This is a genomic window from Peptoniphilus faecalis (genome assembly GCF_012976305.1).
In the GTDB taxonomy this organism is placed as follows: Bacteria; Bacillota; Clostridia; order Tissierellales; family Peptoniphilaceae; genus Peptoniphilus_A; species Peptoniphilus_A faecalis.
Genome location: NZ_JABDSR010000006.1, coordinates 15,316 through 34,766, shown reverse-complemented (window position 1 = coordinate 34,766; position 19,451 = coordinate 15,316). Strand labels below are relative to the sequence as shown.

At 31.9% G+C, this 19,451-nt stretch carries 22 protein-coding genes; 17 read left to right on the top strand and 5 right to left on the bottom strand.

The window, feature by feature from the left end; genetic code table 11:
* Positions 1-6 precede the first annotated feature (6 nt).
* Complete coding sequence (fusA, locus tag HKO22_RS05110; RefSeq protein ID WP_075659125.1) at positions 7-2,082, top strand: elongation factor G; 2,076 nt, start codon at positions 7-9, stop codon at positions 2,080-2,082.
* Between the two features lie 18 nt (positions 2,083-2,100).
* Positions 2,101-3,294, top strand: coding sequence for an elongation factor Tu (tuf, locus tag HKO22_RS05105; RefSeq protein ID WP_075659124.1), 1,194 nt, complete (start codon positions 2,101-2,103; stop codon positions 3,292-3,294).
* Positions 3,295-3,438: 144 nt separating this feature from the next.
* Here tuf and HKO22_RS05100 read toward each other — a convergent pair whose 3' ends face one another.
* A complete protein-coding gene (locus tag HKO22_RS05100; protein WP_169969004.1) occupies positions 3,439-3,978 on the bottom strand; it encodes a glutathione peroxidase in 540 nt (179 codons plus the stop codon).
* A 372-nt stretch (positions 3,979-4,350) separates the two neighbouring features.
* On the opposite strand from HKO22_RS05100, the gene HKO22_RS05095 reads away from it, so the two are divergent.
* Positions 4,351-4,818, top strand: coding sequence for a YbaK/EbsC family protein (locus HKO22_RS05095; protein ID WP_075659122.1), 468 nt, complete (start codon positions 4,351-4,353; stop codon positions 4,816-4,818).
* 86 nt (positions 4,819-4,904) lie between these two features.
* Here the strand turns inward: HKO22_RS05095 and HKO22_RS05090 are convergent, their stop codons facing one another.
* On the bottom strand, positions 4,905-5,492 hold the full coding sequence (locus tag HKO22_RS05090) for a TlpA family protein disulfide reductase (protein ID WP_169969002.1): 588 nt from the start codon (positions 5,490-5,492) through the stop codon (positions 4,905-4,907).
* A gap of 157 nt (positions 5,493-5,649) precedes the next feature.
* On the opposite strand from HKO22_RS05090, the gene HKO22_RS05085 reads away from it, so the two are divergent.
* The 13 genes from HKO22_RS05085 (at position 5,650) to HKO22_RS05025 (ending at position 17,035) form a co-directional block, all read left to right on the top strand.
* A complete protein-coding gene (locus HKO22_RS05085) occupies positions 5,650-6,597 on the top strand; it encodes a nucleoside hydrolase (protein WP_169969001.1) in 948 nt (315 codons plus the stop codon).
* Entirely contained in the window at positions 6,594-7,139 is a 546-nt protein-coding gene (locus HKO22_RS05080) for an ECF transporter S component (RefSeq protein ID WP_169968999.1), read from the top strand. Before HKO22_RS05085 ends, HKO22_RS05080 begins: the two co-directional genes overlap by 4 nt.
* Before the next feature lie 255 nt (positions 7,140-7,394).
* Positions 7,395-7,718 (top strand): hypothetical protein, encoded by a 324-nt coding sequence (locus HKO22_RS05075; RefSeq protein ID WP_075659118.1) that lies wholly within the window; start codon positions 7,395-7,397, stop codon positions 7,716-7,718.
* Positions 7,705-9,651 carry a V-type ATP synthase subunit I gene (locus tag HKO22_RS05070; RefSeq protein ID WP_169968997.1) on the top strand — a complete coding sequence of 649 codons (1,947 nt, stop codon included), beginning with the start codon at positions 7,705-7,707 and terminating at the stop codon, positions 9,649-9,651. Before HKO22_RS05075 ends, HKO22_RS05070 begins: the two co-directional genes overlap by 14 nt.
* A 10-nt stretch (positions 9,652-9,661) precedes the next feature.
* The gene (locus HKO22_RS05065; protein WP_075659116.1) at positions 9,662-10,132 is read left to right on the top strand and encodes a V-type ATP synthase subunit K; all 471 of its coding nucleotides are present in this window, start codon (positions 9,662-9,664) and stop codon (positions 10,130-10,132) included.
* Positions 10,133-10,140: 8 nt separating this feature from the next.
* A complete protein-coding gene (locus tag HKO22_RS05060) occupies positions 10,141-10,689 on the top strand; it encodes a V-type ATP synthase subunit E (protein WP_169968995.1) in 549 nt (182 codons plus the stop codon).
* A 17-nt stretch (positions 10,690-10,706) separates the two neighbouring features.
* Positions 10,707-11,699 (top strand): V-type ATP synthase subunit C, encoded by a 993-nt coding sequence (locus HKO22_RS05055; protein WP_075659114.1) that lies wholly within the window; start codon positions 10,707-10,709, stop codon positions 11,697-11,699.
* Complete coding sequence (locus tag HKO22_RS05050) at positions 11,692-12,006, top strand: V-type ATP synthase subunit F (protein ID WP_075659113.1); 315 nt, start codon at positions 11,692-11,694, stop codon at positions 12,004-12,006. Before HKO22_RS05055 ends, HKO22_RS05050 begins: the two co-directional genes overlap by 8 nt.
* Positions 12,007-12,032: 26 nt before the next feature.
* On the top strand, positions 12,033-13,802 hold the full coding sequence (locus HKO22_RS05045) for a V-type ATP synthase subunit A (protein WP_075659112.1): 1,770 nt from the start codon (positions 12,033-12,035) through the stop codon (positions 13,800-13,802).
* Positions 13,795-15,219 carry a V-type ATP synthase subunit B gene (locus HKO22_RS05040; RefSeq protein WP_075659111.1) on the top strand — a complete coding sequence of 475 codons (1,425 nt, stop codon included), beginning with the start codon at positions 13,795-13,797 and terminating at the stop codon, positions 15,217-15,219. The genes HKO22_RS05045 and HKO22_RS05040 overlap by 8 nt, the downstream gene beginning before the upstream one ends.
* Positions 15,219-15,902 (top strand): V-type ATP synthase subunit D, encoded by a 684-nt coding sequence (locus HKO22_RS05035; protein WP_075659110.1) that lies wholly within the window; start codon positions 15,219-15,221, stop codon positions 15,900-15,902. Before HKO22_RS05040 ends, HKO22_RS05035 begins: the two co-directional genes overlap by 1 nt.
* A 116-nt stretch (positions 15,903-16,018) precedes the next feature.
* On the top strand, positions 16,019-16,510 hold the full coding sequence (locus HKO22_RS05030) for a hypothetical protein (RefSeq protein WP_169968993.1): 492 nt from the start codon (positions 16,019-16,021) through the stop codon (positions 16,508-16,510).
* Positions 16,511-16,552: 42 nt separating this feature from the next.
* Positions 16,553-17,035 (top strand): hypothetical protein, encoded by a 483-nt coding sequence (locus tag HKO22_RS05025; protein ID WP_169968991.1) that lies wholly within the window; start codon positions 16,553-16,555, stop codon positions 17,033-17,035.
* 355 nt (positions 17,036-17,390) lie between these two features.
* On the opposite strand, the gene HKO22_RS05020 is transcribed toward HKO22_RS05025, so the two are convergent.
* The 3 genes from HKO22_RS05020 to HKO22_RS05010 all read right to left on the bottom strand — a co-directional run bounded on the left by HKO22_RS05020 (position 17,391) and on the right by HKO22_RS05010 (position 18,798).
* Positions 17,391-17,834: a DUF3021 domain-containing protein gene (locus tag HKO22_RS05020; protein WP_169968989.1), complete on the bottom strand. Its 444-nt coding sequence runs from the start codon at positions 17,832-17,834 to the stop codon at positions 17,391-17,393.
* A gap of 9 nt (positions 17,835-17,843) precedes the next feature.
* Positions 17,844-18,299 carry a LytTR family DNA-binding domain-containing protein gene (locus HKO22_RS05015; protein WP_235932819.1) on the bottom strand — a complete coding sequence of 152 codons (456 nt, stop codon included), beginning with the start codon at positions 18,297-18,299 and terminating at the stop codon, positions 17,844-17,846.
* Positions 18,300-18,420: 121 nt separating this feature from the next.
* On the bottom strand, positions 18,421-18,798 hold the full coding sequence (locus HKO22_RS05010) for a hotdog family protein (RefSeq protein ID WP_075659104.1): 378 nt from the start codon (positions 18,796-18,798) through the stop codon (positions 18,421-18,423).
* A 70-nt stretch (positions 18,799-18,868) separates the two neighbouring features.
* Here HKO22_RS05010 and HKO22_RS05005 point away from each other — a divergent pair, with 70 nt between their 5' ends.
* A complete protein-coding gene (locus HKO22_RS05005; RefSeq protein WP_169968987.1) occupies positions 18,869-19,390 on the top strand; it encodes a DUF3783 domain-containing protein in 522 nt (173 codons plus the stop codon).
* The last annotated feature ends 61 nt before the right edge of the window (positions 19,391-19,451 follow it).

The following is a 19,451-nucleotide window of genomic DNA, read 5'->3' as shown; positions in this document are numbered from 1 at the left end:
GAATTTATGGCTCGCGAAATACCATTAGAAAAATATAGAAATATTGGTATTATGGCCCATATTGATGCTGGAAAGACTACTACTACTGAACGTATTCTTTTTTACGCTGGAAAGATTCACAAAATAGGTGAAACTCACGAAGGTGCAGCACAAATGGACTGGATGGAACAAGAACAAGAAAGAGGTATTACAATTACTTCTGCGGCTACTACTGCTCACTGGAAGGGATACAGACTTAACATTATTGATACTCCAGGACACGTGGACTTTACAGTTGAAGTTGAAAGATCTCTAAGAGTACTTGATGGTGCAGTTGCACTTTTCGATGCGAAAAGTGGTGTAGAACCTCAATCTGAAACTGTTTGGAGACAAGCAGATAAATATCATGTTCCAAGAATTGCTCATATTAACAAGATGGATGTTACAGGAGCTGATTTCTTTAGATCAGTTGACACTATTGATAAAAAATTACATGGCAATCCAATTCCAATTCAAGTTCCAATAGGAGCTGAAGATACATTTATTGGAATGATTGATCTTGTTGAAATGAAAGCGGAAATTTACAAGGATGAGCTAGGAAAAGAAATCGAAATTACTGATGTTCCAGAAGAATACCTAGACCTTGCAAATGAATATAGAGAAAAATTAATTGAAAAAGCTTCAGAGTTTGATGAAGACTTAATGATGGCTTATCTTGAAGGCGAAGAAATCGACAAAGAGCTTCTTAAAAAAGCTATAAGAAAGGGTACACTTGCTGTTGAAATTACTCCAGTATCTTGTGGATCTTCATACAAGAATAAAGGAGTTCAACTTCTTCTTGATGCAATCATCGACTATCTTCCATCTCCAATTGATGTTCCTGCAATCATAGGTACTGACATGGATGGAAATGAAGTAGACAGACATTCATCAGATGATGAACCTTTTTCAGCACTTGCATTTAAAATTGTTACTGACCCATATGTTGGTAAACTTGCCTACTTTAGAGTTTACTCTGGAGTATTACAAGCTGGTTCATATGTAATGAATTCAACTAAGGGCAAGAGAGAAAGAATCGGAAGAATTCTTCAAATGCACGCAAACAAAAGACAAGAAATTGAAGAAGTCCACGCAGGAGAAATTGCTGCAGCTGTAGGTCTTAAAGATACTACTACTGGTGATACTCTTTGTGATGAAAAGAGTTTAGTAATTCTTGAAAACATGGAATTTCCAGAACCAGTTATCTCTGTTGCAATTGAACCAAAGACTAAAGCTTCTCAAGATAAGATGGCTCTTGCATTAGCAAAACTTGCTGAAGAAGATCCAACTTTTAAAACATATACTGATGAAGAAACTGGTCAAACAATTATCGCAGGAATGGGTGAACTTCATCTTGACATAATTGTTGATAGACTTTTAAGAGAATTTAAAGTTGAGGCTAACATTGGTAACCCTCAAGTTTCTTATAGAGAAGGTATTAAGAAGGCTGCTGAAGGCGAAGCTAAATATGCTCGTCAATCAGGTGGTCGTGGACAATATGGTCACGCTAAAATCAGAATTGAACCTAATAAACCAGGCGAAGGTTTTGTATTTGAAAATGCCGTAGTTGGTGGTGCAATTCCTAAAGAATTTATTGGACCTACTCAACAAGGTATTGAAGAAGCATTAAAATCAGGTATTGTCGGCGGATACGAAGTACTTGATGTTAAGGTAACTCTTTATGATGGTTCTTATCACGAAGTTGACTCTTCTGAAATGGCATTTAAGATTGCTGGTTCTATGGCAGTTAGAGATGCACTTGCAAAAGCAGATCCAGTACTTCTTGAACCTATGATGAAGGTTGAAGTTACAACTCCTGAAGAATACATGGGAGATGTAATCGGAGATATTAACTCAAGACGTGGAAGAATGGAAGGTATGGAGCTTGTAGCTGGAGCTCAAATCGTTACAGCTTATGTACCACTAGCAGAAATGTTTGGTTACGCAACTAGCCTTCGTTCAAACACACAAGGAAGAGCAAACTACTCAATGCAATTTGATCACTACGAAGAAGTACCAGCATCAATTGCTGAAGAAGTAGTTGGAGATAAAAAGAAAAACTAATATTTAGGAGGATTAATAATGGCTAAAGCAAAATTTGAAAGAAACAAACCACATGTAAACATTGGAACAATTGGTCACGTTGACCACGGTAAAACAACACTAACAGCAGCAATCACACTTGTAATGAACAAGAGATATGGCAGTGGAGAATTCGTAGATTACGCTCACATTGATAAAGCGCCAGAAGAAAGAGAAAGAGGAATCACAATATCCACATCTCACGTAGAATACGAAACACCAAACAGACACTACGCACACGTAGACTGCCCAGGACACGCTGACTATGTAAAGAACATGATCACAGGAGCAGCACAAATGGACGGAGCTATCCTAGTAGTATCAGCAGCTGACGGTCCAATGCCACAAACAAGAGAACACATTCTACTAGCACGTCAAGTAGGAGTACCAAAGATAGTAGTATTCCTAAACAAAGAAGACCAAGTAGACGATCCAGAACTAATAGAATTAGTAGAAATGGAAGTAAGGGACTTGCTATCAGAATACGATTTTGATGGAGACAACACACCAATCATAGTAGGATCAGCACTAAAAGCATTAGACGATCCAGACGGAGAATGGGGAGACAAAATCGTAAAACTAATGGAAGCAGTAGACGAATACATTCCAACACCAGCAAGAGACACAGAACACCCATTCCTAATGCCAATAGAAGACATCTTCTCAATCACAGGAAGAGGAACAGTAGCAACAGGAAGAGTAGAACAAGGCGTAGTAAAAGTAGGGGACACAGTAGAAGTAGTAGGCTTAACAGAAGAAAAAAGACAAGTAGTAGTAACAGGTGTAGAAATGTTTAGAAAACAACTAGACCAAGCTCAAGCAGGAGACAATATAGGAGCACTACTAAGAGGAGTACAAAGAGAAGAAATCCAAAGAGGACAAGTACTAGCAGCACCAGGAACAATACATCCCCACACAAAATTTGAAGCCGAAGTATACGTACTAACAAAAGAAGAAGGCGGAAGACACACACCATTTTTTAACGGATACAGACCACAATTTTACTTCAGAACAACAGACGTAACAGGAGATATCCAACTAAAAGAAGGAACAGAAATGGTAATGCCAGGAGACAACTCCACATTTACAGTAACACTAATCACACCAATAGCAATGGACGAAGGACTAAGATTTGCCATTCGTGAAGGTGGAAGAACAGTAGCATCAGGAGTAGTATCAAAGATTCTTGACTAATCAATGGGATTAGAAATTAAAAAAATAAAACTTATAAAATGGGGCAGGCAACTGCTCTTATTTTTGTTGTTTTTAGTGCATATAAGAGAAGCTTCTGTAAGATTTATACAGAAGCTTCAAGTACATAATAAAATTATATTGAAATTAAATTAGCTCAGCAATTTTTTCGTCTATTTTTGTCATCTTTTCAGTTGGTTCAAACCTTGCCACAACTTCACCATCTCTATTAACTAAAAATTTAGTAAAATTCCACTTTATGTCGGGGTTATTTTTATAATCTTTGTCAATAGTTTTTAATAGAGTTGACATTGCAATTGCTTTAGGGTCCTTCCCAAAACCTTCAAAACCCTTTTGAGATTTTAAAAATTTATAGAGTTCAATTTCATTTTCACCATTGACATCAGCTTTTTTCATTTGTGGAAATTTAATGTTATAATTGATTTGACAAAAATGTGTAATTTCTGAGTCACTTTCAGGTGCTTGTTCTTTAAATTGATTGCAAGGTATGTCAATTATTTCTAGACCCTTATCGTGATACTTTTCATATAAATTTTCAAGGTCTTCATATTGTGGAGTGAATCCACATTTTGTAGCAGTGTTAACAATTAATATAACCTTACCCTTTAAATCTCTTAATTCCAAAAAACTGCCATCTTGTTTTTCTACTTTATAATCATAAATCATTTTTTAGCCTCCTAATCACCAATAGTTTACCCACAAAATAAAAAAATTAACAAAAAAGATGAGTTTTTTATAATAAAAATTAAACTCAAAAATTTAAAATAAGATGGAGTTTTTTATAATAAAAATTAAACTCAAAAATTTAAAATAAGATGGAGTTTTTTGTGTAAAAATAACAATAAATATTTATCAAACTCAATTCACTTTTTGCATTTATATAAAGAATAATTTTAAAATAGTTTTGTGTTTAGTTTAACTCGTCAAATATCAAAAATGTTAAAATAATAAATTTTTTAAATTTTTCATTTATACAACTTATCTTTTATAAAAATTTATTTATGATATAATAATAAAAATTAAAAGGGTGGCGGGAAAATGAGTATAGAAAAGGTAAAAAATTATTTTAAAAAATATGGCATTGAAGAAAAAATCATTGAATTTAAAACATCAAGTGCAACTGTGGAACTTGCAGCAAAGGCACTTAATTGTGAGCCAGCGAGAATTGCAAAGAGCCTTTCATTTTTAGTAAAGGATAAACCAATATTAATAGTAGCAGCAGGAGATGTTAAAATTGACAATAAAAAGTTTAAAATATTTTTTGGAACAAAGGCAAAGATGATAGATAAAAATAATGTAGAAGAAATAATTGGTCATGAAGTTGGAGGAGTTTGTCCCTTTGGAATTAATGAAAATGTAACAGTTTATTTGGACATATCACTAAAAAGATTTGAGACAGTTTTTCCTGCTTGTGGCAGCAGTAATAGTGCCATTGAATTTTCAATAGAAGAACTTGAAAAATACTCAAACTATAAAGAATGGATAGATGTCTGTAAAAATATGTAAAGCTTTAGCCTATAATTATAAAATTAATACAAGAGATAAAAATCCCACAAAAAAGATGAGTCCGTTATAACTCATCTTTTGTTTTATTATTTATTTTCCTCTATAACTTTTTCAATAGTTGCTGCTAGACCATCTTTATCAGCTTTACCAACAAATCCGCCAAGGATTTTTCCCTCGCTATTTACAAAAAATGTTGTTGGAATTGCAGTAATATTTGCTAAATTATCTTCCATAGTTGGATTAGGCATTATATTTGTGTAATTAACGCCTGATTCCTTTATGATTTTTTGAGCTTCTTCAACATTTGTATCCATGTTGGCATTTGTGTCCGCAACTACGCCAAGAAAATTCACCTTGTCTTTATATGTTTCGTATAACTTTGCTAGATCAGGCATTTCTTCTTTGCAAGGGCCACAAAAAGTTCCCCATACATTTACAAGTGTGATAGGTTTATCTTTATAGAACTCTTCTGATTTTACGATTTTGCCATCCATTATTTCCATAGTTTGAAAATCAAGATTATCAATTGGCATTTCTGTTAGTTTAATTGCACTTGCTGTAGTTTCTTCTGTTTTTTCAATTTTATTTGTATTTGATACATTATTTTTTTTGCTACAAGCAAAAAGCGTAAAAGTTATTGTAGATAAAATTAGTATTTTAAAAAGTTTTTTCATAATAAACACTCCTATTTAAAATTTTAACTTGGTTATTACATTATACTTGATACAAGAAAACTTGTCTATTTAAAAAAAATAATGTATAATAAGCTTCACTTGTTCGGGAACTCCAAGTATAAAAAACTAATTGTTCTCCAAAGAAATGGAGGTTAAAATGAAAAAAATTATTATCGATGCAGATCCCGGAATTGATGATTCAATTGCAATTATTTTATCAAATAATGTAATTGAATATGATATTCTTGGGATTTCTTTAGTTTCAGGTAATGTGCATGTTGAAAAGGGAAGGAAAAATGTACTTAGACTTTCAAAATTTTTAAATCGAGATTTTAAAATCTATATGGGAAGCAAATCTCCTCTCGTTAAAGAATTTATCAACGCAGAGGATACTCATGGAAAAGACGGTCTTGGCGAAACTTATCTAAAATATGATGAGAAAGAGATAGATGGCGATGCAATTAACTTTTTAGTAGAAGAGGCTAAAAAGGGAGATGTAACTATTTTTGCACTGGGGCCACTCACTAACATTGCTAGAGCATTAAAAAAGGATAGAATTGCATTTAAAGACACTAGAATTATTATAATGGGTGGAAACTTTAAGAGTTATGGGAACATGAGTCCAATCGCTGAATTTAATTTTTATGTCGACCCAGAGGCAGCAGACTATGTTATAAAAAATGCACCCAATAAAGTTGAAATAATGCCCCTTGATATTACGAGAAAATTTGTATTGACGCCGAGTATTTTATCCTATATTAAGAGATTAAATCTTGAAATGGGAAATTTTATAGAAAAAATAACAAACTTTTATATGGATTTTCACTGGGAATATGAAAAAATTATTGGTTCAGTGATAAATGATCCACTTACAATTTTAGCTGAAAGAAAGCCAGAATTATTTAAGAAGAGCATTTATAGTGCAGAATGCATAACAGATGGTCCTGCAAGGGGGATGCTCATGGTGGACGAAATGAACTTCATGAAGAGAGAAAAAAATATAATTTTATATGAAGATTTGAATTTGTTAGAAGTGTGGACGGAATTTATAGAGATAATTACAAATTCAAAAGTAGATAAAAATATTTTAGGTGATTTAATATGAAAATGAGTTCAAAAAAAGTCACTTTTATTGCACTTTGTGTCGCAATAAACTCTGTAAGTGCATGGCTTGCCGTAGTATTAAAACTTCCAGTATATCTCGATTCTATTGGAACAATAATGGCTGGTTTTTCTTTTGGACCAGCTTTTGGAATTTTGACTGGAATAATTTCCGCATTTGCAAATAGCATAGGAGATCCAATTGCAATTTATTTTATGCCGACACAAATTATAGTAGGATTTACATCAGGTTACTTTAAATTTTTGAAAAGAGATAAGTTTTTATCAAAATTTTATCTCACACCGGCTATGTCTATTCCAGTTGCAATTTCATCTGCACTTATAGCAACATATCTTTTTGGTACAGTTACAACAGCTGGTTCAAGTTATATTGTTCAAGCTCTTCGTGCTGTCATGGATATTTCAGATTTTGTAATTGTCTTTGTAGTTCAAATTATAACGGATTATGCAGACAAATTATTTTCAGTCTTAATAGTTTCAAAAATTTACAATATGAACGCTTTTCAAAATATTTTGAAAAAATAATAAATTTAATCATAATTTTTAAACCACTTTTTGTAGTGGTTGTTTAAATATTAGTACACTTGTGTGAATTTACAGAATCAAATCTTAAAAAAGTAAAATAAAAAAATTCACTTTTTTTATATTTTTTAAATAAAGATAAATTAATGGGGTATTAAGTAATGTAACTTAAATTAAATTTATTATGATTATTGTTAAATAATAATTTAACAAGTGATATAATTACTCTATAAAAGATTTTACACTGGAGGTGATTTAGTGTCAGATGATGCAGTAAAAAAAGTTAAAGACACTGAAGCTGAGGCAAAAAAAATTATTGACGATGCAGAAGTTAAGGCTAAGGAAATTATTGAAAATGCAAAATCTATTGCAGAGGAGTCCTACGATGCCATTGTTCAAAGAGCAAAGACAAGTAAAGAGGAATTTCTTGAAAGGGCAAGAGAAGAAGGAGAAGAAGCTGTATTGCCAATAAGAGAAGAAGCAAAAAAGAAGATTATTGACATTTCAAAAATTTCTAAAGACCAAGAAGCTGAGATTGTAAAGTCAGTGGTAGAGAGGATTGTGAATAATGGCAATAGTTAACATGAAAAAATTCAAACTCTTTATCTTTGATGGAGATAGAGAGAAATTAATTAATAAATTTCAAAAGTTTAATTATGTTCACATTGAAGAGTCGGATTTTAATGCTGATTTTTCAGAGGATGATTTCTCAAGACCTAGATCTTCAGAAGATTTAATAGAAATTGACGATAAAATTAAAAGGTCAAAGGATGATATTGATCTATTGCTAAAGTTTAAAGAAAAGGAAAGTCCTATTAAAGCAATGAAAGAGGGAGTGGAAGACATTACCTTGGAAGAGCTTACGTCTAGAGCAATTGCTTTTCCCTTTGAAAAAATAGATTCTGAAATAAAAGCTCTTGTAGATGAGAAAGACAAAAACAATAGCAAAATTCAAAATATCGAATCCAAAATAGGTGAACTTAAACCTTGGGAAAATCTTTTATCTTCTTTGAAAGATCTTAATTCCACGAATTCTGTAAACATTTACACAGGTACTATATCGACAAGCTATGCGGTTGAATTTGAGAGTGAATTTATCAAAAATGATCTTGTGTATATTGAAAGGGTCTCAAAGGATAAAAACTTTTATTATTATCTCATAATAGTTGAAAAATCTGTGGAAAATGAGGCAAAAACTCTATTTTCAAAATTTGGTTTTACACCTATAAATGTCAAAGCAGATGGCAAAGTTAGGGACAAGATAGAGGCCTACGAAAGAGAAAAAGAGCTTCTTTTTGAAAATAATAAAAACATAGAAGAAGAATTAAAGACTTATTTAAAATATTTAGAAGATTTTAAATTTGCCTATGAATATTATCGAAATGAAAAAATTAAGATAATGTCGGAGAGAAAATTTTTAAAAACAACGCAGCTTAACTTAATTGAAGGTTACGTTCCAAGTGAAAAATTAGATAAATTTGAAGATGAAGTAAAAAAAGTATGTGGCGATGATTATTATCTAAATGCTGAAGATGCAAATAGAAATTCAAGCAAGGTTCCGATTTTACTAAAAAACAATTCCTTTGTAAGACCCTTTGAACTTATGACGGAAATGTATTCAATGCCAAAGTACAATGAAATTGATCCAACACCTTTCTTTGCACCCTTTTATTTTATATTTGCAGGTATAATGGTTGGCGATTTTGGATATGGACTTTTAGTATTTTTAGCTACACTTTTTGCACTTAAAACTTTTAAATTGACGGAAAAAAAGAGAAACTTTATAAAATTTTTCAATTACCTTTCCATATCTACAATGATATTTGGACTTGTATTTGGTTCCTTCTTCGGAGGAATAATCGAGCTTCCAAGCCTAATAGATACAGCAGAAGATTCAACACTTTTGATAATTCTTTCATTAATACTAGGTGGTATTCACATATTCTTTGCTCTTGGAATCAAGGCTTATATGGATATTCGTGACGGCAAACCAAAGGATGCATTATATGATGTTGGATTTTGGTACATGGCAGTACTAGGTGCAATTGGATTTATTTTAAGTAAAGTTCTTCCACAAGTTGAACCCTTTGGAAGGGTATTATTAGTAATAATGGTGCTTGGAATGATTGGCATAGTTGCAACTGGAGGACGTGAAGAAAAAACTACGGCAGGAAAGATTGGTTGGGGAATTTATTCCTTATATGGAATCTCATCTTATCTTGGAGATTTTGTATCTTACCTAAGACTTATGGCATTAGTTTTATCTGGTTCTTTCTTGGGACTTGCTATAAATATGATTGCTGGAATGCTTTTTGGTTCAAATATAATTGGAAAAATATTTGCAATAGTAATTTTTGTGGTATTCCAATTGTTTAATGCCTTTCTTTCTTATTTGTCAGCTTATGTTCATACAGCAAGGCTTACTTATGTAGAAATGTTTAATAAATTTTATGAAGGTGGAGGCATACCTTTCAAAAAAATGATAGAAAATTCAGATTACTTTAATATAGACTAGGAGGATTAAAATGTTAAATGGATTAATGGGAGAATATGGTGGATTGATTTTAGGATCAATTGGAATTTTCTTTGCAGTTGCACTTTCAGGTGCAGGATCTGCTAAGGGAGTAGGTATGGCAGGAGAAGCTGCTGCAGGAGTAGTAATTGACGAACCAGAAAAATTTGGTAAATCTCTTGTACTTCAACTACTTCCAGGAACACAAGGTCTTTACGGATTTGTAATTGGACTACTTATTTTATTTAGACTTTCAACTGAAACCCCAGTAAATACTGGATTCATGTACATGGCAAGTGGTGCCGTAATTGGGCTTGCTGGACTTGTATCAGCAGTTGCACAAGGTAAAGTTTCTGTTGCTGGTATTAATATTTTGGCAAAAAACGAAGAACAACAAGCAAAGGGTATTATCTTTGCAGTAATGGTTGAACTTTATGCAATTCTTGCCTTTGCAATTTCATTCTTTATCCTATTTAGAGCCTAGGTGATACTATGGCAGGACTTGAAAATATTTTAAATAAAATTATTGAGGATGCAAAAACAAAGGCAGATGAAATTATAGTAGAGGCTGAAGATAAAAAAAACACCATTGTAGAAAATAGAAAAGATGATGCAAAATTTTTAGCTGATAAAATTAATGAAATCTCAAAAAGAGAAAGAGAAGACATTTTAAAAAGAGTAAAATCAAGTGCCGAACTAAAGGCGAGAGATGATATTTTAGCGGAAAAGCACAAGGTCATCGATAGAGTTCTTGAAAAAGCAATTGTAGAACTTGAAAATTTATCAGAAGAAGATTTTGTAAAATTTGTAAAAAACAATGTTGAAGGTGTAGAGGATAAAAACTCTATTTTAGATGTACCAAGTAAATATAGAGAAGCAGTTAAAAATGCAAATCTTGGTTTTAAAGTATCTAACAAGGATGTTGATAGAGGATTTGTCCTACACAATGGAAACTTAATTTACAATGGCGACTTTAGAGCTATTGTAAAATCTGAAAGAGAAGAGTTAGAAAAATTTTTAGCTGAAAAACTTTTCAGTTAAGAGGAAAAGGTGGTTAAATGGATAGAAGTAAATTTATCCAAAGTTCCACAAGACTTAGAGTCTTGGAAAAGGAGCTTTTAAAAAGTGAAAACTTTATAAGGATTTCTGAAGGGGATTCCTTGGAAGACGCACTTAGATCTCTATCTGATACAGTTTATAACAAGTATATAAATAAAATCTCTTCTCCCACAGAATATGAATATATTTTAAAAGAAGAGCTAACAAGGTTTTATGACGAACTTTACGATATTTCTCCTTCCAAAATTCCCATTCTTCTTGTAACATTGAAGTATTTTTATCACAATTTAAAAGTGCTAATAAAAGAAGATATTGGGAAAAAGGACTTAAAAGATCTTTATATGAACATTGGAGATTTTGACTTAAAAGAATATAGAGATGCTTTAATTAAAGGCAGCAAAAAGAATAAATATTTTGAGCTTATAGCAAAAGTTGAGGAGATTTACGAAGAAAAAAAAGATCCACAGCTAATTGATATATATCTCGACAACGCTTATTTCAAGGAATTACTTGAACTTGCAAAAGAGTCTGAAGTTGATCTATTTATAAAATATGCAAAAAATTTAATTGATTTTACAAATATTAGAACACTTCTTAGGGCTAAAAAGCAAAAAAAAGATTCTGAATTCTTGAGAAATGTAATCATAATAGGCGGAAATGTCAGAGAAGAAACTTATATGGATTTATTAAATAGAGATATAAGCTCAGATACAGATGCCTTTAAAAAACTTGATATTTACAAGTATATTAAAGAGGCCTTAGATTCTTTTAAGGAGAAAGGAAATCTTTCAAACTTTGAAAAAGAGATGGACAATTACTTTATAGATTTGATAAAAGATGTAAAGTACATCACTTATGGTCCAGAAATTATATTTGCTAATGCTTTGGCTAAAGAAATGGAAATTAAAAATCTTAGAATTATTTTAGTTTCTAAATTAAATGGACTAGATAGTGAATTTATTAGAGAAAAGTTGCGTGATAGTTATGTATAAAATAGCGGTTATTGGCGATAAGGATTCAGTTCTATCCTTTAAAGCTATTGGAATAGATGTATTCGTGAGTTACGAAGAAAAAGATGCAAGAGCCAAGGTTGACGCCCTTGCCAAAAAAGATTATGGTGTAATTTATATAACAGAAGAACTTGCAGAAAAAATACCTAATACCATTGATAGATATAATGACAAATTATTGCCTGCCATTATAGTAATTCCTTCTAACAAGGGAACTCTTGGTATTGGCATGAATAACTTAAATAAAAATGTTGAAAAGGCAGTTGGAGCAAATATATTAGGTGATTAATCACCTTTTTATGAGGAGGAGCTTTATTGAAATCAGGAAAGATAATTAAAGTATCCGGACCACTAGTCGTGGCAAGTGGCATGGAAGATGCCAATGTCTATGACGTAGTAGAAGTTTCTAAAGACAAACTTATTGGCGAAGTAATTGAAATGAGAGGCGACAAGGCTTCCATTCAAGTTTACGAAGAAACAACAGGCATTGGCCCTGGAGATGAAGTATATACAACAGGAGCGCCACTTTCCGTTGAGCTTGGTCCTGGAATGATTGAGCAAATGTTTGACGGAATTCAAAGACCTCTTGTTGGACTTAGAAATGAAGCCGGAGATTTTTTAAAAAGAGGAGTTGTAGTAAATCCTTTAAATAGAGAAAAAAAATGGGAATTTAAAAAAGTTGCAAATGTTGGAGATGAAGTTGAAGCAGGAGATATTCTCGGTACAGTTGAAGAAACAGCAGTTGTAACGCATAAAATCATGGTACCCAATGGGATAAAGGGCAAGATAAAAGATATTAAAGAAGGCTCTTTTACAGTAGAAGAAACTATTGCAACAATAGAAACAGAAATAGGCGACAAAAATCTTACGATGATACAAAAATGGCCAGTAAGAAAGGGAAGACCTTATAAGAAAAAAATCGATCCAAAAGAACCCCTAGTTACTGGACAAAGAGTAATAGATACATTTTTCCCAATTACAAAGGGAGGTACTGCTGCCATTCCAGGACCCTTTGGTTCAGGCAAAACAGTTGTACAACATCAACTTGCAAAATGGGCAGATGCACAAATAGTTGTCTATGTAGGTTGCGGCGAACGTGGAAATGAAATGACAGATGTACTTATGGAATTTCCAGAGCTAATGGACCCTACAACTGGCGAATCAATTATGAAGAGGACAGTGCTTATTGCCAACACTTCAAATATGCCAGTAGCAGCTCGTGAAGCATCAATTTACACAGGGATCACAATTTCAGAATATTTTAGAGATATGGGTTATTCCGTTGCAATGATGGCTGACTCAACTTCTCGTTGGGCAGAAGCCCTTCGTGAAATGTCTGGTCGTCTTGAAGAAATGCCTGGCGACGAAGGATATCCAGCATACCTTGGCTCAAGAATTGCAGAGTTTTACGAAAGAGCTGGTCGTGTTATTGTAAATGGCAGCGAAGAAAGAGAAGGAGCGCTTTCTGTAATAGGTGCAGTTTCCCCTCCGGGAGGAGATATTTCTGAACCAGTTACTCAAAACACCCTTAGAATTGTAAAAATATTTTGGAAGCTTGATTATGATTTATCTTACCAAAGACATTTCCCAGCTATAAATTGGATTGATTCCTATTCACTTTATCAAACTAAAATTGATAGGTATTTAGACGAAAATGTAAATAAGAGATTTTCTTTGTTGAGAAAAAGAGCCATGGCACTTTTACAAGAAGAAACTTCATTACTTGAAGTTGTAAGACTTGTAGGTCGTGATACATTATCAGATGAAGACCAAGTTAAGCTTGACACTACAAAGTCAATTCGTGAAGACTTTTTACAACAAAATGCCTTTCACGATGTAGATACTTTCTGTCCTCTTGAAAAGCAATTCAAGATGCTTGATACAATCCTTTACTTCTACGACAAATGTCAAGAAACATTGGAAAAGGGTGCTTACTTTAGTGAAATAGAAAAACTTGATGTAAAAGAAAATATTGCGAGAATGAAGTATATACCTAATGATGAATTAGAAAAAATTGACGCAATAAAAGATAAAATTGACAGTGAACTTAAAGAATTAGAACAGGTCGGTGATGAAGATGCTTAAAGAATATAAATCAGTAACAGAAGTCGTTGGACCTCTTATGACTGTTGAAGGAGTAGAAGGCGCAACCTACGAAGAACTTGTGGACATCGAACTTCAAACCGGCGAAAAAAGACGTGGACGTGTTATAGAAATCGAAGGCGACAAGGCCATGGTTCAAATTTTTGAAGGTTCTAGTGGAATAAATTTAATGGATACAAGTGTAAGATTTTTGGGAAAACCACTTGAACTTGGCGTCTCACCAGATATGATTGGCAGAGTCTTTGATGGACTTGGCGAACCAATTGACGGTGGCCCAAAGATTATTCCTAAAGAAAAAATTGATATCAACGGAACTGCAATAAATCCAGTTTCAAGAGACTATCCCTCTGAATTTATCCAAACAGGTGTATCTGTAATAGATGGACTTAACACTCTTGTTAGAGGGCAAAAGCTTCCAATATTCTCCGAAGCAGGACTTCCACACAACGAACTAGCAGCACAAATCGCAAGACAAGCAACTGTACTTTCTGGTGGAGACTTCGCCGTAGTCTTTGCAGCAATGGGTATTACCTTTGAAGAAGCACAATACTTTATAGATGACTTCACAAAGACTGGTGCCATAGATAGAGCAGTTTTATTCATGAACCTTGCCAATGACCCAGCAATTGAAAGACTTGCAACTCCAAAGATGGCACTTACTGCAGCAGAATATCTAGCATTTGAACTTGGAAAGCACGTTCTTGTAATTTTGACAGATATGACAAACTATGCAGAAGCACTAAGAGAAGTATCTGCAGCGAGAAAGGAAGTTCCAGGCAGACGTGGTTATCCAGGTTATCTATATACAGACCTTGCAGGCATTTATGAAAGAGCAGGAAGAATTAAAGGAAGAGAAGGCTCCATTACACAAATTCCTATTTTGACAATGCCAGAAGGAGATATCACTCACCCTATCCCAGACTTAACGGGCTATATTACTGAAGGACAAATAATTTTATCGACAGATTTATATAAACAAGGATTAGAACCACCAATTAATGCAATTCCATCCCTTTCAAGACTTAAAGATAAGGGAATTGGCGAAGGAAAAACTCGTGAAGACCATGCCGATACAATGAACCAAATTTATGCAGCTTACACCGCAGGTAAAGAAGCAAAGGAACTTTCTGCAATCCTTGGAGAAACAGCACTATCAGAAACTGACAAAGCTTTTGCAAGATTTGCAGACTTATTTGAAAAACAATATGTATCACAGGGTTTTGAAACTAATAGATCAATAGAAGAAACATTAAATTTAGGTTGGGAACTTCTTTCTCTAATACCTAAGACTGAATTAAAGAGAATTGACGATAAATTAATCGAAAAATATTTAGGCGATAAGGAGAAAAATAATAAAGGACCTCAAGATCATAAAAATTTAGAAAATGAGGGATTATAATGACAAGACTTAAAATAAATCCCACTAGAATGAATTTGTCCCTTTTAAAGGGCAAATTAGAAACATCGACTAGAGGTCATAAGCTTTTAAAGGACAAACAAGACGAACTTATGAGACAATTTATAACTCTCATAAAGGAAAATAAAAAGTTAAGACTAGAAGTGGAAGAAAAATTGCAAAATTCCTTTAAAGCATTTTTAATGGCATCAGCTGCCATGAGTCCAGAAATGCTTGAAGAAGCAATTTCCCTTCCAACAATGAAAACACTTGTTGAAATCAAAAAGAAAAATGTAATGTCTGTAGATGTGCCAGAGATGAAATTTATAACAAAAAAAACATCTGAAGACGCATCACGCTATCCCTATGGCTATGCACAAACAACATCGGATCTTGACTCCGCTATTGATGAACTTACAGAGGTAATGGAAGAACTTTTGAAACTTACACAAAAGGAAAAAGCAGCACAACTTTTAGCCAATGAAATTGAAAAGACTAGAAGAAGAGTAAATGCCCTTGAGTACAAGACAATTCCAGACTTGCAAGAAACAATAAAATATATTCGCTCAAAGCTCGACGAAAGCGAAAGAGCAAATATCACAAGGCTAATGAAAGTTAAAGATATTATCTCAAAGGACGAACTTAAAGAAGAAAAAATAGAAAAAGTAAATGCAGAATTAATATAATAAAAAATTATTATATTATAAATAATACCTTTGCACTATTGATGCTAATCTCTATTTTATAGGATATTGTAGTCAAAAATTATTAAATTAATTTGTCGCAAGTAGTGAAATAGTGGATGGACTATAAAGAGATGAATCAAGCTACAATTATAAAAGAAAAGTATAAAAATTTAAAATTGCCTAGAAAAAAATCATCTGATGAAATTTTAAATTGGATAGAAGATAGATATGATGCATATAAAATTGGCTTTTCAGAATATATAAGGGACAATAGGGTAAGATTTAAATTTATCTTAATGAATTGGATAAATGATTGTGAAATTGAAAAATTTTGCAACGAAATATTAGAACTTGTGATATATAAAATACCAAAAAATAAAAAGACAGAAATATACTTTTTAGGCAACGAAGATTCTAACAAGTTAGATTATTATTATCTATTGTTTGAAAAGAAGACGCAGCTTTTTAGCGTAGATCAACATATTATTTTTGAAGAAGTTTTTTTATATGGAGGAATAACAGAAAAAGACAAAAAAGAAGATAGCCTAAAATATTTAGACTATTTAACTAATATTGATTTTTTTTACAACTATATAGAAAAAATTTAATTGTTGAAAAACATATAAACTTTATCAAAATGGGAATGGAATATGAAGTGTAAAAAAACTAATGTGTATGATTATATGAAGGGGCTATATAAAACCTTAGATCTTCCTAGAAAAAAATCATCTGATGAAATTTTAAATTGGATAGAAGATAGATATGATGCATATAAAATTGGCTTTTCAGAATATATAAGGGACAATAGAGTAAGATTTAAATTTATCTTAATGAATTGGATAAATGATTGTGAAATTGAAAAATTTTGCAACGAAATATTAGAACTTGTGATATATAAAATACCAAAAAATAAAAAGACAGAAATATACTTTTTAGGCAACGAAGATTCTAACAAGTTAGATTATTATTATCTATTATTTGAAAAAAAGACGCAGCTTTTTAGCGTAGATCAACATATTATTTTTGAAGAAATTTCTCTATATAGAGGAATAAAAGAAGAAGATAAAAAAGAAGATAGCCTAAAATATTTAGACTATTTAGCTAATATTTTAAGTCGCTATCATTATATGTAAAGATAAGGATATCTATTGATTAGTAAAATTTTCAATGGATATTTTTATGGAAATTGTGTATTAGTGGTAAATATTGGTATAAATAAATTGGAGGAATGCTATGAAATTTTTACACACGATGATTAGAGTAAAGGACTTAGAAAGATCTGAAAAGTTTTAGAGAAGAACTAAAAAATAAGGGCTACGATGTAACAGAATTAAAAGCACTTTCAGACAAGTCAGATCATTATTTCTTCATAAAAGATCCAGATGGATATAAAATTGAAGTAATTGGAGAAAAATAAAATTTTATAAAAGTAGAAAAGCACGCTATTGAAAAGCATAGAGTGCTTTTTTATTATACTCATTGTTTATATTATTTTATTTTTGCGTTTAATTTTTCAACTTCTTTTTTATAAATAAAATATTGTATTGCCCAAATAACTAGATAAATTAATATATATATTATAAAGAAAAAGGCAAAAGATGCACTAGACCTTCCAAACCAAAACAACTTATATCCGACAAAAGACATAGAAGAACTTGTCAATAGAAAATGAATTATTGTTCTTTTGAGAAGGGAAAACTTTTCTTCCTCCCAAACAACAGATGCAATTCCAAAAACCATACCGAGAAGGGCAGAAAGATAAACAGAAGTAAAACTTGCGTTAAACACTGAACTTGAATTTTTTAACAGTGCAGGATTAGCAAGAGAAAAATCGCCCTTTAAAAATAAATAAGAAAAAGCTAAAGATAAAATAAGGAGTATAAATTCGCAAATTAAAATACCAAGCAGACCTTTTGTAATAAATTTTTTCATAATCTCACCTCAAACACCAAGAATATTTTTAATTTTTTTCACATATCTTCTAGAAACAAAGGTTGTAGAGTTATTTCTCATCTTAACTGAAATAGTTCCAGAATAGGAAAGATCAAAACTTTCAACTAAGTTTAAGTTTATAAGTTCAGAATTTGAAATTCTAACAAATTTTTTTGATTTTAACTCATCCTCCAGTTGATAGATTCTTTTCTTTATCAAATATTTTTCCTCAATAGATTCAGCAAATATTTTAGAATCTTCTGTATAAATTCTATATATCTTTGAAGGCTTTAAAATTTTTATTTTAGAACAAAAAAAACCAATTAATAAATTATCAGAATTTTCCAAAACAAAATTTTTAACTCTGAGCACATCTTCAGTAATTTCATTAGTATAAATTACGGTTTTTGGCTCGTGAAAATTTTCATCAATTATAATTTCAAAATCCATTTTTGCCCCTTTCATTTTTATCTTCTTTATTTAATATATAAAAATTAAAAGAAAAGTAAAGAAATTTTAATTAACTGGTCAAAAATTGAGCCTAGAAGGCGATAAAAAACTGCATGAAAGAACATGCAGTAAATCATTAATCTAATAATATTCCCTTTAAAAATCCATGGAGAAGGTGGTCGCCATTTTCGTCATATACATCTGAAGTTATATCGATAAAATTTTTGCCACGCTTATTTTCCACACTATCGACTATATTAACACATTTAATTTTTCTTCCCGTATAAGCTTTTTTCAAAAAATCAAATTCCATTCTATACATCAAAATATCGTAGTCGCCGCCAATTTTATTAGTTAGACTTGCAGTTAAAAGTCCCTGCAAAAGATATTCTCCCTTATCGTTTGGGCTTTCGTGGTGCTTGCCCCAAAAGTTTGCATTTTCTGCGTAATCTCTTAAATCCTTTTCAGTAAAAGTTCTTTCGTAAATAACTTCATCGCCCTTATTTAGCCTCATAAAATCACCTCAAAAATAATATACCCAATAAATAAAAAAAATTTGGGTAAATTAAAATAGAGGTGTTAAAGTGAAAAAAATTTTATTATATGGACTAGAAAAAGAAAAGACGGAAATCACAGAAAAAGTTGCAAGAGAATATGAAATTGAAATAAATAAAATATCAGAAAAAGAATTAGAAAAAAAAGTTGGCGAACTCTTTAATTTAGATTTGAGAAAAAATGAAAGCCTAGAAGACGAAAATAAATTAATGGTGTTTTCTAACTTCGATAGAAATATTTTGCGCGACTTTTTAATTGCACTAAAGAATGAAGGCGTAATGGTTGACAATAAGTGCGTCCTCACAGAAACAAATTCAGATTGGACTTTTGAATTTTTAATGGAACACATTGCAGATGAACACAGAGTAGTCATGAAGTTTAAAGAACTTGGCAAACTTGTAAAGATGTCCCTAGACAAATTAGAAAAAGAAGAGGACGACGAACTGAGAGATCTAGTGGAAAGGGCAATTGAGAATAAAAATAGAGAATTAGACGAAGAAAAACTAGATAGTGCCATAGAGGAGCTAAAAGAAAAATTAAATATTAAATAGTTAGGAAATTTAAAAACCTCAGCACTATTATGCTGAGGCTTTCTTCTTTATAAGAAATTTT